At 62.2% G+C, this 12,161-nt stretch carries 12 protein-coding genes and 1 pseudogene; 4 read left to right on the top strand and 9 right to left on the bottom strand.

The genetic code is table 11. The features are described from left to right. Positions 1-344 (bottom strand): DUF389 domain-containing protein (locus tag KBZ15_RS08675; RefSeq protein WP_255014795.1); only part of this gene is annotated, 344 nt, incomplete at its 3' end. 62 nt (positions 345-406) lie between these two features. Here KBZ15_RS08675 and KBZ15_RS08670 point away from each other — a divergent pair. Both KBZ15_RS08670 and KBZ15_RS08665 read left to right on the top strand, forming a co-directional pair. Next, positions 407-622, top strand: coding sequence for a Nif11-like leader peptide family natural product precursor (locus tag KBZ15_RS08670; protein ID WP_255014794.1), 216 nt, complete (start codon positions 407-409; stop codon positions 620-622). Positions 623-766: 144 nt separating this feature from the next. Beyond that, positions 767-3,535, top strand: a complete 2,769-nt coding sequence (locus KBZ15_RS08665; protein WP_396123424.1) for a cation-translocating P-type ATPase — start codon at positions 767-769, stop codon at positions 3,533-3,535. A gap of 77 nt (positions 3,536-3,612) precedes the next feature. On the opposite strand, the gene KBZ15_RS08660 is transcribed toward KBZ15_RS08665, so the two are convergent. From KBZ15_RS08660 to KBZ15_RS08650, 3 genes and pseudogenes are all read right to left on the bottom strand, one after another. Further along, positions 3,613-4,299 (bottom strand): winged helix-turn-helix domain-containing protein, encoded by a 687-nt coding sequence (locus KBZ15_RS08660; protein ID WP_396123423.1) that lies wholly within the window; start codon positions 4,297-4,299, stop codon positions 3,613-3,615. Positions 4,300-4,498: 199 nt separating this feature from the next. Then, a pseudogene (locus KBZ15_RS08655) lies at positions 4,499-6,587 on the bottom strand (4Fe-4S binding protein). Between the two features lie 234 nt (positions 6,588-6,821). Continuing rightward, entirely contained in the window at positions 6,822-7,112 is a 291-nt protein-coding gene (locus KBZ15_RS08650) for a hypothetical protein (RefSeq protein WP_255014791.1), read from the bottom strand. 29 nt (positions 7,113-7,141) lie between these two features. Here KBZ15_RS08650 and KBZ15_RS08645 point away from each other — a divergent pair, with 29 nt between their 5' ends. Next, positions 7,142-7,285: a hypothetical protein gene (locus KBZ15_RS08645; protein ID WP_255014790.1), complete on the top strand. Its 144-nt coding sequence runs from the start codon at positions 7,142-7,144 to the stop codon at positions 7,283-7,285. A gap of 8 nt (positions 7,286-7,293) precedes the next feature. On the opposite strand, the gene katG is transcribed toward KBZ15_RS08645, so the two are convergent. The 5 genes from katG to KBZ15_RS08620 are packed head-to-tail and all read right to left on the bottom strand — an operon-like array spanning position 7,294 to position 11,771. After that, entirely contained in the window at positions 7,294-9,534 is a 2,241-nt protein-coding gene (katG, locus tag KBZ15_RS08640; protein ID WP_255014789.1) for a catalase/peroxidase HPI, read from the bottom strand. A gap of 24 nt (positions 9,535-9,558) precedes the next feature. Next, on the bottom strand, positions 9,559-10,062 hold the full coding sequence (locus KBZ15_RS08635; RefSeq protein WP_255014788.1) for a FeoB small GTPase domain-containing protein: 504 nt from the start codon (positions 10,060-10,062) through the stop codon (positions 9,559-9,561). Positions 10,063-10,112: 50 nt separating this feature from the next. Next, complete coding sequence (gene pdxH / locus KBZ15_RS08630; RefSeq protein ID WP_255014787.1) at positions 10,113-10,796, bottom strand: pyridoxamine 5'-phosphate oxidase; 684 nt, start codon at positions 10,794-10,796, stop codon at positions 10,113-10,115. A 4-nt stretch (positions 10,797-10,800) separates the two neighbouring features. Further along, complete coding sequence (locus KBZ15_RS08625; RefSeq protein ID WP_255014786.1) at positions 10,801-11,466, bottom strand: pentapeptide repeat-containing protein; 666 nt, start codon at positions 11,464-11,466, stop codon at positions 10,801-10,803. Then, on the bottom strand, positions 11,466-11,771 hold the full coding sequence (locus tag KBZ15_RS08620; protein ID WP_255014785.1) for a helix-turn-helix transcriptional regulator: 306 nt from the start codon (positions 11,769-11,771) through the stop codon (positions 11,466-11,468). Before KBZ15_RS08620 ends, KBZ15_RS08625 begins: the two co-directional genes overlap by 1 nt. A gap of 150 nt (positions 11,772-11,921) precedes the next feature. Here KBZ15_RS08620 and KBZ15_RS08615 point away from each other — a divergent pair. Beyond that, positions 11,922-12,161: hypothetical protein (locus KBZ15_RS08615; RefSeq protein WP_255014784.1), on the top strand; the 240-nt coding region annotated here is incomplete at its 3' end.

Raw genomic sequence — 12,161 nt, 5'->3', positions numbered from 1 at the left:
ACCTCGCTGCCGAAGCTGGGAAATGCCACCAGATAGCCCACCGCCATCGCCAGCAGCACGCAGATCGCCACCCCTACCAGCAGGGTGCGCATGGCCCGACCAACCATGGCCAGGCGACCCTGGGCGATCTCGAAGGCCATCGCCTGGAGGGGCATGATCCAGGGGGCCACCACCATGGCGCCGATCACCACACCGGGGCTGTTGGCCAGCAGGCCCAGGGTTGCAATCAGCGTGGCCCCCACGGTGAGCACCAGGAACACCTGATTGCAGCTGGCATCTCGCTCGAACTCCTCCTGCAGGGCCTCGAGCCGCCTCGCCTCGGGGGTGGCGCTGAAAGCTGTCATGCCGGTAGCTAAGCGGAACCTCACCCCAGAATGGGTCCAGCGGCGACTCCGGAGCAGAAACCATGTCCCTCGACCAGCTGAAGGCCTTTCTGGGCGTCATGCAAAACGAAGCAACCCTGCGTGAAGCGGTGCTCGCCGCAGCCACGGCCGATGATGTGGCCCAGATCGGCGCCTCCCTGGGCTACGAGTTTTCCGGTGATGAGCTGTTGCGGCTATCTGGCAAAAAGGTTGGTCGCGTCACTGTTACCAAGCAGGATATCCCAGGTGAATACAACTAATTTTTTGTGCGCATTCCTTGTTCGCAGGCTCTTGATATCTCCTTTTTATTGGGGGGGGGGATCCACTATCACCAGAACTTAATCACGAGAAATTAATCACCAATTGCTTATTCCCTGGTATTATTCAGCGACCTTAGGCTTGAAATCGTGCCGCCTCAACCGCACGCAAGTTGGCATTCCCTGACAGCTCCTGATGCTCTCATCGAGCTCAACAGCACCTCCGATGGCCTTTCAACGGCCGAGGTAGCCCGCAGGTTGGCGGACACAGGCCCTAACCGGCTGGAGCTGAAGGCAGGCCGCAGCACCCTGCAAATTCTCTGGGACCAGTTCAGCAACATCATGTTGATCATGTTGCTGGTGGTTGCCGCGGTTTCCGCTGGCATCGATCTCACTCAGAAGACCTTTCCCAAAGACGCGATCGCGATCCTGGTAATCGTGGTCCTCAATGGCCTGTTGGGGTATTTCCAGGAGAGTCAAGCCCAGAATGCCTTGCTGGCTCTGCGTGATTTGGCCCAGCCCCTGGTCCAGGTTCGCCGCGATGGCCATTGGCGGCGGATTTCCGGCGAGGAGCTCGTCTACGGCGACCTTATCCGCTTAGAGGCCGGTGATCGGGTGCCGGCAGATGCCCGCTTGCTGGAGGTGGCCGATCTGGGGGTACGTGAGGCGGCCCTAACAGGAGAAGCAGAGGCGGTGTTCAAGAAGGCAGACCTGGTGCTCGATGCCTCCACACCTGTTCTGGAGCGCCAGAACTGTGTGTTTCAGGGCACCGAAGTGGTGCGCGGTCGCGGGGTCGCAGTCATCGGTGCCACCGGCATGGCCACCGAGCTGGGCCAGATCGCCGAAATGATCAACACTGCTGATAGCGGCAATACCCCACTGCAGGACCGCCTGGATGGGCTGGCCAACGTCCTGGTTTTCAGTGCCCTTGCCCTCGTGGGTTTGGTGATGCTGATCGCTGGCGTCGGTCTGCGCCAACCGCTCCTCGACCTGCTCGAGGTTTCGCTCTCAATGGCCGTCGCGATCGTGCCTGAGGGCCTGCCGGCAGTGATCACTGTGACTCTGGCGATTGGTACCCAGCGCATGGTGCGGCGCGCCGCCCTGATCCGCCGGCTGCCTGCCGTTGAAGGATTGGGATCCGTCACCGTTATCTGTTCAGACAAGACAGGCACCTTGACCCAGAACCGTCAGGTGGTTCAAGAGCTGCGCCTAGGCACCAGCAGGGTGGCAGTCTCCGGGCAGGGTTATGAGCCTGAAGGCAGCTTCACGGCATCTGAATTGACACCCCCTGAAGGCGCAGCTGGCGGTGTGCCTGCAGGGATACAGCAGCTTTTGTTGCAGGCAGCTGTTCTGTGCAGTGATGCCGAACATAAGCAAAGTGCCGATGGCAAGTGGGAGATTCTTGGTGATCCCACCGAAGGTGCCCTATCGGTGGTTGCCGCCAAGGTCGGCGTAGACGACTTTGAGCTTCGCAGTCACTTCCGCCGCGTCGCCGAAATTCCTTTCAGCTCGGAAAGGCAGTTGATGGCTGTTTGGATCGAGGATTTGACAGGCACACTCCAGGCACCTCTAGGTGATTCCGCCTCGGGGTCCAACCGCTTGTTGATCAGTAAGGGTGCACCCGAAGTCATCGTCGAAAATTGCTCCCATTGGGTGGATGGTGATGGCGTGGTGGCGCTCAGCAGCTCCCAGCGCCAGTGGTGGCTCGAACAATCGCAGCAGCTTGCCGCCAGTGGCCTGCGGGTGCTGGCCTTTGCCTGTGCGCCCCATCATGAGAGTCCCGACCACGAGATCAACTCCCAGACTCTGCTGGGGTTGATGGCTCAACTCGACCCGGCCCGTCCGGAGGTTTCACAAGCCATCGCGACCTGCCGGCAGGCCGGCATCCGCCCTGTGATGATCACGGGCGACCATCCGCTGACGGCCCGGGCAATCGGCAGTGCCATCGGCCTTACCGATGAACAGGGCGAGGTGGTGTTGGGGCGTCAGCTCGAGGCCTTCAACGACAAAGAACTGCAGGAAGTGGTTGCCCGCTGCAGCGTTTACGCAAGGGTGCCACCCGATCAGAAGCTGCGCATCGTCAAAGCCCTACAGGCTAACCACCAGGTGGTGGCGATGACCGGTGATGGTGTCAATGACGCCCCTGCACTCAAGCAGGCGCATATTGGTGTGGCCATGGGCATCACCGGTACCGAGGTCACTAAGGAGGCAGCAGACATGGTTCTGCTCGACGATAATTTCGCCACCATCGTCAGTGCGGTAGAAGAAGGACGTCTTGTGTATGCGAATATCCGCCGCTTCGTGAAGTACATCCTGGGCAGCAACGTTGGTGAACTGGTAACCATTGCAGCGGCCCCCTTGCTGGGTTTTGTGGGTGTCCCTATGACCCCGCTGCAGATCCTCTGGATGAACCTGGTCACCGACGGTTTGCCTGCCCTTGCCCTTGCCCTTGAACCTGGAGAGGACGGTTTGATGCAGAGGCCCCCGGCCAAGCCAGGGGAATCGATCTTCGCCTCAGGCACCGGCAGCTACATCCTGCGCACCGGCGTAGTCTTCGGTCTGATTACCATCGCCATGATGATAATTGCAGAGCAGCGCGATGCACCCTGGACCACCATGGTCTTCACAACGCTCTGCCTGGCCCAGATGGGTCATGCCCTCTCCTGCCGCAGCACCCTGCCGCTGTTTCAGGTCAACCCATTCTCTAACCCAGCTCTGCTGGTGTCTGTGGTTGTGACTACGGCGCTACAGCTGTTGCTCTTGTATGTGCCAGCCCTCTCAAGTTTCTTTGGAACCACTCCCCTCAGTGGCGAGAATCTCTTGCTATGTGTGGCTTTCAGTCTCCTGTTTTTCCTGTATTTAGAAGGGGATAAGATCTGGCGTCTCTGGCGCAGGCAGGCCTTTGCAGACGCGTGATCTGGCATCTGCTAATTTGAACCCAAGTGCGAGCCAGGCTGCTTAAAACTTAAAGGAGCGAGTGGACTCAGGTGGGCTTATGTTCTAACTCTGTCTCCTTGAATAATACGTTGAAACATGTAGCCCTTGCCCCGTGCCGTAAGAATCAGCTCCGGATTTTCCACGTCTACTTCCAGTTTTGCCCGCAGCCGGGAGATGTGCACGTCCACTACCCGGCTGTCGTTAGAACGGGTAGGCCGATAACCCCAGACCTGCTCGAGAATATCGAGCCGGCTGACCGACTCACCCGCTTGGTTAATCAGTAATTCCAGCAGGCTGAATTCCATACCTGTTAAGCGGATGCGCTCTTCGTCTCGGTATGCTTTGCGCCGAGTTAAATCCACCCGCAGATTGCCAACAATAACCCAATTACAGCCTGCACCATTTATACTATCGCCTGGGTTATCGCCTTGCCCGCCGCGACGGGATGGGGCATTCCTGCGCATGACGCAGTGGATTCGCAGCTCAAGCTCTTTTGGGCTGAAGGGCTTGAGAATATAGTCATCGGCTCCGAGTTTTAGGCCTGTGATGCGGTCCTCCACATCACCCAGAGAAGTCAGCAGGATGATTGGCACCTCCGATTGGGCCCGGACTCGCTCCGTCACCGTGAAGCCATCTAGGCCTGGCATCATCACGTCTAGAACCAAAGCATCTGGCTCAAAGCTGCGAAATAGCTCAAGGGCTTGATTGCCGTCTACTGCTGCGGCCACTTCAAATCCCGCCATGCGCAGCCGTGTCTCAAGAATGCGCCGGATGTTCGCCTCGTCATCAGCGATCAGGATCCGTATGGGTTTAATGCCAGATTCTTGAGTCAAGACAATGCAACCACCGCAATATTTGCCAATGCATAGTCGGATAGGTGGTTGAGTTCGCCCCGCCGGAATGATTCTTTACAGAGGCAGGCAGTGCGACCTGAAGAATTTCCTAGGCGGCGATCAACCAACGGCCCAAAATGGCCGTTGACAGGGCCAGCCCGGAGGCCAGAACAAGCTCCTGCTGCCGGCCTAGCAGCCGGCGCAGGATGACCAAACTCCAAAGCGTGCCAAGCAGCAGCACTGCACTTTGGCAATAGGCGATCACATGGGGATCGGCGCTCCAGCTCGGCAGGTAGCCGGCCTGTTCCCCCAGCCAAGGCCAAAGGCTCACCGGCAATAATCGGCCCGCTTCCCCCATTCCCATAGGTAGGTGGCGGGCCAGCAGCAGTGCCCACACCAGGGGCAATAAGCCGTATAGCCAGGGTTTGGGCCACCAGCTTGCGACCAGCAGGGGTGCCCCCAGGGCAAGCAGGCCAATCCCCATTCGCGGTAGCAGGGGCCCCTCCTGGAGGCTTTGCGGTGCCCAGCTCAGCCAGCCCAGCCAGGGCTCCCAGTGGTGCAGCATCACCCCCCCCCATCAGCACGAGCAAAAGTAGTTTTTCCCCATCTGGAGCTGTCATCCGGCGCTGCAGATCCGCAGCGGGGGGCCGCAGGCGCAGTTGAACTGATCGATGGGGGCATGCCTGGGCGCAGGTAAGGCACAGCACGCAATTGCGGTTGTCATTTAGGTGGGCTGGATGGGTGCCAAGGGGGCAGCCCGCGCTGGAAAGCCCCTCCCCTTCGGCCGGTCCGCCCTTGAAGCAGGCGAAGCTGCTGCAGCTACCGCTGCAGGTGCCGGCCTCTGCCCGCAATTCCAGCACCGAGAGCTTTGCCATCAAGCCGTTCATGCCGCCGACGGGGCAGAGATAACGGCACCAGAAGCGCTTCTCAAACAGCAACGACCCAACTACTGCTCCGGCTGTAATTGCAAGCAGCAGGCAACTACTCAGCCAGGCAGTATTTTCCAGGTTGCCCAGCTCCTCCCAGAGCAGGATGCCGGCAAAGCCAGCAGCCAGGGTCGGGGAAGCCCAGCGGTCGGTATTGCCCCGGGGCCAGGGCCTGGGCTTCCAGCCCAATGCGGTGGCGAGCCGTTGCCCAATTTCGCCCCACACCATGAAGGGGCAAAAAGAGCACCACAGGCGTCCCACCAAGGGAAATCCGAGCAGGATCAACGGCCACCACCAGGCCCAGAACAGATTCAGCACTCCGTTGTGGTTCCGCTCCTGTGGCCCCAGCCACAGGGCCAGATTCACCGCCACAAAAAGCCAGCTCATCAAGCCAAACAAAAGGCCATTCCAGAGCCATGGCGCCCGCATCAAATTCCTCAGCTGGGGCTTCCAGCGCCAGATTTCGAAGCGGTGAAGGCTGGGCAGGGAGCTAGTCCAGAAGACGTCCTCTGGCAGCACCGCCGGCTCGCCGATGGCTCCCTGGCTACTCGCCTGCTGCAGGGCCCGCTCAACGATCACATCGAGCTCGCGCAGGTTGTTGGCAAAGTCATGGCCCTGCAGCCGCTTCACCACAACTTCAGGCACCTCTGGTGGCCTGGCCCAGCCGAGTTTGCGGCTGATTTGGCGCACGTCATATCGGATCCAGTCACCCAGGTCTTGGCGCCGCACCCGCAAAGGGGGCACCCGGATGCGCTGGACAAGCCCATCGAGCTCCGGCACCGGACTTTCCGCTGTGAAGATCACCCTGGCGCCAATGGGTGCGCTGCCACCTGGCCAGTTGCCGTTGACTGCCAAGGCCACCAGCAAGGGCCTGAGTTCGGGCCGCGCCGCATCGAGGCGATCGATCAGGAGAGTGCCCTTTCCCAGGCAGCTCAGTAGGGCAGGCCCCCAGATGGAGGCTTGAAATAGCTCTCCTCCATCTGCGGGTAAGAGGCTCGCGTCGATCCGGATCAGCAGTGAGCGCCGCCCCCGGGACCCGAAGTGCACCAGGGCTGCAATGTTGTCTTTTTCAAGACCTGGTTCGCCGCTGATCAGCACCATCTGCCTATCTGGGTTGCTGCTGGCCGCTGCGATGGCTGCCCGCAGGTTTCGGGCATAGGGGCTACGGCCCACCACACCTCGCCGAGCGCGGCCCACCACGTAGGGAGCCAGGCGCAGGATTGCTTCCTGCTCTCGCTTGGCATTTGGGAGTTGACTGCTAACGGTATCCACTGGATCCAAACTCCGAAGTACCAGTCAGCCGAATCTTGCCCGGATTGGTCAGGGGATCTTGGCCGCTACGCAAGTCGGCATCTGACTTCATAAAACAACAGGCAGCCCGACCCAACTGCGTTTTTCTAGGCTTGGCCTCGCACTTAATCAGGATAGCGTTAGAAGCCGTAAAATGGTAATTTGAATAAATGATGACATGTTACCGTTGTGCCATTTTAGGCTGCTGGCGCCGTGTCACCGCGCTTTGTCCAGCTGGGTAGGCGCGATCGGGCTGTTCGAACATGCCTCGATCTGGTTGAAGTTGGCAAACTCAAGTTGTGGTGGCATGTCGTTTTCGGCGATCATCATGTCGACGAAACGATGCTCGAAGTGAACCTGGGTGAGCGGATAGTGATGATGCGCATGGATCGGCCTCTCCAGGATTTCGTCGATACCAGAAAATGAAATCACTATCTCGGCATTACCTGCCCGGAGCGAGTTGGCTGTTGCCCCAAGCAAAGGACTTTCCTGGTCGATCGGATGCATCGCCGTCCAGGTCAGCAGGAAAAGCGGTGATGGATCTGCTGGAACGACTTGCCGGCCAGATCGGCACCAGCGTGATCGTGGTGACCCACGACGAGAAAATCATGCCCCGCTTCCGCCGCATATTCGAGCTGCGCGACGGCGTGGTGATTGACCCACAGTCGAAACCGGGCTGACCAGGCAGCTATGCAGCACCAAGAGGGTGCGGCGTTCTATCGCCCTGTGAGCGCCTGAGATCGAAGCGATCAGCCTCCATCACCTTCACCCAGGCACTCACGAAGTCGCACACAAGCCGAGCTGCCCCATCGCTCTGGGCATACACCTCGGCGATCGCCCGCAGCTGGGAGTTGGAGCCAAACACCAGATCCACCCGGGTGCCGCTCCAGCGCAGCTCACCGCTGCTGCGGCCTCGGCCCTCGAACAGCTCACCGGTGTCATCACTGGGGCTCCAGGTGGTGGCCATGTCGAGCAGGTTGACGAAAAAGTCGTTACTCAGCACTCCCGGCCGCTCGGTGAACAGGCCGTGGCGGCTGCCGCCACTGTTGGCGCCCAGCACCCGAAGGCCGCCCACAAGCACGGTCATTTCGGGGGCACTGAGACCGAGCAGCTGGGCGCGGTCTACCAGCAGGTGCTCAGCGGTCACACTCATCGGTGCCTTCTGCCAGTTGCGGAAGCCATCGGCCTGGGGCTCCATCACCGCAAACGAGGCCGCATCAGTTTGCTCTTGGCTGGCATCCATCCGGCCCGGCGTGAACGGCACCTCCACGGATTGGCCCGCTGCAGCCGCCGCCTGCTCTACGCCCACGCCACCGGCCAGCACGATCAGATCGGCCAGCGACACGCGCACGCCATCTGTGCGGGAGGCGTTGAAGGCCTGCTGGATGCCCTCGAGCACCGCCAACACCCGTTGCAACTGCTCGGGTTGGTTCACGGCCCAGTCTTTCTGGGGCGCCAGGCGCACCCGGGCGCCATTGGCGCCGCCGCGCTTATCTGATCCGCGGAAGCTGGAGGCCGAGGCCCAGGCGGTGCTCACCAGTTCAGCCACGCTGAGGCCGGAAGCCCGCACGCGGGCCTTGAGATCGGCGATGGCGACCCCGTCCACCAGGGGATGGTCAACCGCTGGGATCGGGTCTTGCCAAATCAGCTCTTCGGCGGGCACTTCAGGGCCGAGGCAGAGCGCCTTGGGCCCCATGTCGCGGTGGGTGAGCTTGAACCAGGCCCGGGCAAAGGCGTCGGCGAAGGCCTCGGGGTGCTGGTGGAAGTGACGCGAGATCGGCGCGTAGATCGGATCGAAGCGCAGCGATAGATCCGCCGTGGTCATCATCGGCGGGTGCTTGAGCCCGGGGATGTGGGCGTCGGGGATCAGGTGTTCCTCGCGGCAGTCTTTGGCCTGCCACTGCCAGGCGCCAGCGGGGCTCTTGATCAGCTCCCACTCGTAGCCAAACAACATGTCGAAGTAGCCCATGTCCCAACGGGTGGGATTGGGTTTCCAGGCGCCCTCAATGCCGCTGGTGGTGGCATCGGCCCCCTTGCCGCTGCCGTGGCGGTTGGCCCAGCCCAGGCCCATCTCCTCCAGCGGCGCCCCCTCCGGCGGCGGGCCCATCAGCTCTTCGCTACCGGCACCATGGGCCTTGCCGAAGGTGTGGCCGCCGGCGGTGAGCGCCACGGTCTCCTCGTCGTTCATGGCCATGCGCGCGAAGGTTTCGCGCACGTCGAGCCCCGACGCCACCGGATCGGGCACGCCATTGGGGCCCTCTGGGTTCACGTAGATCAGCCCCATCTGCACGGCGGCCAGTGGGTTTTCCAGCTGGCGATCGCCGCTGTAGCGCTCATCGCCGAGCCAGGTTTTTTCGTTGCCCCAGTAGATGTCTTCCTCCGGCTGCCAGATGTCGGCGCGGCCGCCGCCGAAGCCAAAGGTGCGCAGACCCATCGATTCGAGGGCGGCGTTGCCGGCCAGGATTATCAAGTCGGCCCAGGAGATGCTGTTGCCGTATTTCTGCTTGATCGGCCAGAGCAGGCGGCGGGCCTTGTCGAGGTTGCCGTTATCGGGCCAGCTGTTGATCGGCGCGAAGCGTTGGTTGCCGGTGCCGCCACCGCCCCGGCCATCGGCAGTGCGGTAGGTGCCGGCGCTGTGCCAGGCCATGCGGATGAACAGGCCGCCGTAGTGGCCCCAATCCGCTGGCCACCACTCCTGCGAGTCGGTCATCAGCGCGATCAGGTCGCGCTTGAGGCCGTGGTAATCGAGCTGGCTGAAGGCCTCGGCATAGTTGAACCCCGCCCCCAGCGGATTGGAGATCGGGCTGTGCTGATGCAGGATCGCCAAATTGAGTTGCTGGGGCCACCAATCCCTTGGTGAGGGGCCGCGGCCTGACACCGCCATCGTGGCCGCACCGTGGTTTACGGGGCACTTGCCGAGTTCAGTCACGGCGGCACTGCGCTTTAGGGCACTTCAACCGTAGGCAGCGCGATCAGGGCCGTCTCTGGCCGGATACAGCCCGTGATGTAGCCCGGGACGCAGCCCGACAGTGCTCAGGCCCACCAGGGCTGGGAGCCATCGCGGAAATCGGTCTCGCTCCAGGGGCAGGCCCAGCTGCTGTAGCTGCAGCAACAGCCGCAGTTGAGTGCTGATCTGGCTGGCGTTGATCACCACCAGGAGCAGGTCGGGTGGGGTGAGACGTAGAAATCGCTGCGCCACCGCCTCGTCTTCGCTGCTTCCGCTCAGGTCGTGGATTCCGGGCAGATCCACCAGTGCGTAGCTGCGACCATTGCGGTTGGGAGCCATCGGCCCCTGCAGTAGGTCCACCGTGAGGCCTGGCCAATTCGCGATTTGGGCATGCCCGCCGGTGAGTCGGTTGTAGAGGGTGGATTTGCCCGTATTGGGCATTCCCAGCAAAGCCACCCTGACGGGAGGGCTGCCCTGGGGGCGCCGCAGCCGCTCCTGTTGTGAATTCATCTCAATAGCATTGCATCACGCAGGTGGCATGCCTGCGGTCGGCGTGTGGCTCAGGGCGCTATCCGCTCGATGATCCAGTCGCTGGCGCCTTCACCCTCGTCTGCGTCTGAGTTGGCCAGGCGATAGCGGAAGCGATCGTGCAGGCGATTTTCCCGGCCCTGCCAGAACTCCATCTCCTGCGGCCGCACCCGAAATCCTCCCCAACCGGCCGGTAGGGGCACCTCCTTGCCGGCAAAGCGGCGCTTCAGTTCTTCCCACTGCAGCTCCAGCATCGAGCGGGAGCTGATTACCGAACTCTGCTGTGACACCCAGGCGCCCAGGCGGCTGCCGAAGGGCCGCGAGACGAAATAGGCGAGGGATTCGGCCGTGGAGATGGGTTCGGCGTGTCCCAGCACTGCTACCTGGCGCTCCAGCCCATACCAGGGGAACAGCAGGCTCACATGGGGCTGGGCCGCGATCTCCCTGGACTTGCGGCTGCCGTAGTTGGTGAAAAAAACAAAGCCCCGCTGGTCGAAGGCCTTCAGCAACACGGTGCGGCTGCTGGGGCGGAGGCCATCGGTTGTGCCCAGCACCATGGCGTTGGGTTCCAGCAGCTCTGCCTGGAGGGCCTGCTGAAACCAGCGCCTGAACTGCTCGAACGGATCGAGGTGGAGATCGCTGCGCCTCAGCCCAGCCTGGCGATACTCGAGGCGCAGCTGGGCGACGTCGGGATGGCCTGGTGGGGTGCTGTCCATGCCGTTAGGAGCACGAATCGCGTCTGGACAGGGCCCCTTCCAGCTGAGCCCCCTCCAGACGGCTGCCCTCCATGTTGCAATCCCGCAGATCACACCCCCTCAAGTCGGCCTGCTGCAGATCCGCCTGGCGCAGATCCGCGCCATAGAGGCAGGCACCACGCAGATCGGCGCCGTGCAGCTGGGCCCCCTGCAGCAGGGCAAAGCTGAGATCTGCGCCTTGGAAATCGGCGCCGCCCAGATCGGTGAGCTGGTCAAGTCCGCTGCGGAAGTCGGCCTCCACCAAACGGGCCTGGTGCCAGTGGCTGCCAGCGGCCAGCACACCGCGCAGGCAGCAGCGGTGCATGAAGGCTGAGTTGAAGTCAATGCCCTGGAGCCGCGAGCCGGAGAGGTCGGCCTCATGCCAGAAGGAGCGCTGGGCCTGGGCTTCCGAGAGGTCGGCCCCCCAAAGCAAGGCCTGCTGAAAGCGGCAGCCCTCGAGCTGGGACCGGTGGAAACGCGCCCGGCCGAAGCGGGCCTCCTTGAAGCAGCTGGCGCGCAGATCACAGTTGGATAGGTCCAGATCCACCCCGTCGAGATCCCGCAACCGCAAGCCTGGAAATTGGCGATGGCCAGCGGCCAGGGCGCTGTTCAGCTCCTCCAGCGATTGCGGAGACCCCTCGCCGCCGGCCATCAGAGGATGGCGGCGAGGGCGTCGAGCTGGTGGCGTCGGGTGGCCAGCAGCAGCTTCTCGGTTTGGCCCAGAAGCTTGAACACTGCTTTGTCGATCACCTCGTAAAACACCAGAGAGCCCTCGGGCCGGCGCTGCACCACTCCGGCGATGGTGAGCAGTTTGAGGTGCTTCGACACCAGGGCCTGGCTGAGCCCCGTGGCCTCCACAACTGCCGTGACGTTGAGGGGGCCGCCCCGCAGGGCTTCGAGAACCGCCAGCCGGTTTGGCTCGGAGAACACCTTGAAGTATTCGGCCAGGGCTTCCATGCGGTGGATAGGCGAGGTAGGTGGCCGGGGGAAGGCCAGCCACAAGCCTAACCCACCCTCTCGCTAGCGGATCACCGCGAAATCCAGCTACGCCATCCACCGTGTATCACGATGACGTTATGCTGTGCTCTGGATATCGTCTTTTCTGTTTTGACCGCTTCCCTCGCACCCCCTTGGCCCCAGCGGGAGGTCCTGTTGGAGCGCCAGCATGACCGCCTCGAGGCCCTGCTCGCCGATCTGGTGGATCGCCACTGTCTGGCCGATGCGGAGCGCAGCGCCATGGAGCTGCTGGCGGATTGCCGCGACTGCGAGCGGTTGTTGTGGGGGGTGCGCCTGCACTTGCGGCTAGAGGAGCGCTGGCTCGGCCAATGCGGCTGCCTTTGCCCAGGC

It is taken from the genome of Cyanobium sp. BA20m-p-22 (assembly GCF_024346275.1).
Taxonomy (GTDB): Bacteria; Cyanobacteriota; Cyanobacteriia; order PCC-6307; family Cyanobiaceae; genus Cyanobium_A.
This window is presented reverse-complemented; position numbering and strand designations above follow the sequence as displayed.

Excerpts from the sequence above, each read along its gene's own strand:
- KBZ15_RS08670 (WP_255014794.1), top strand. The coding sequence starts at position 407 with ATGTCCCTCGACCAGCTGAAGGCCTTTCTGGGCGTCATGCAAAACGAA.
- KBZ15_RS08660 (WP_396123423.1), bottom strand. The coding sequence starts at position 4,299 with ATGGCGGGATTTGAAGTGGCCGCAGCAGTAGACGGCAATCAAGCCCTT.
- KBZ15_RS08650 (WP_255014791.1), bottom strand. The coding sequence starts at position 7,112 with ATGCATCCGATCGACCAGGAAAGTCCTTTGCTTGGGGCAACAGCCAAC.
- KBZ15_RS08645 (WP_255014790.1), top strand. The coding sequence starts at position 7,142 with ATGGATCTGCTGGAACGACTTGCCGGCCAGATCGGCACCAGCGTGATC.
- KBZ15_RS08635 (WP_255014788.1), bottom strand. The coding sequence starts at position 10,062 with ATGAATTCACAACAGGAGCGGCTGCGGCGCCCCCAGGGCAGCCCTCCC.
- pdxH (WP_255014787.1), bottom strand. The coding sequence starts at position 10,796 with ATGGACAGCACCCCACCAGGCCATCCCGACGTCGCCCAGCTGCGCCTC.
- KBZ15_RS08625 (WP_255014786.1), bottom strand. The coding sequence starts at position 11,466 with ATGGCCGGCGGCGAGGGGTCTCCGCAATCGCTGGAGGAGCTGAACAGC.
- KBZ15_RS08620 (WP_255014785.1), bottom strand. The coding sequence starts at position 11,771 with ATGGAAGCCCTGGCCGAATACTTCAAGGTGTTCTCCGAGCCAAACCGG.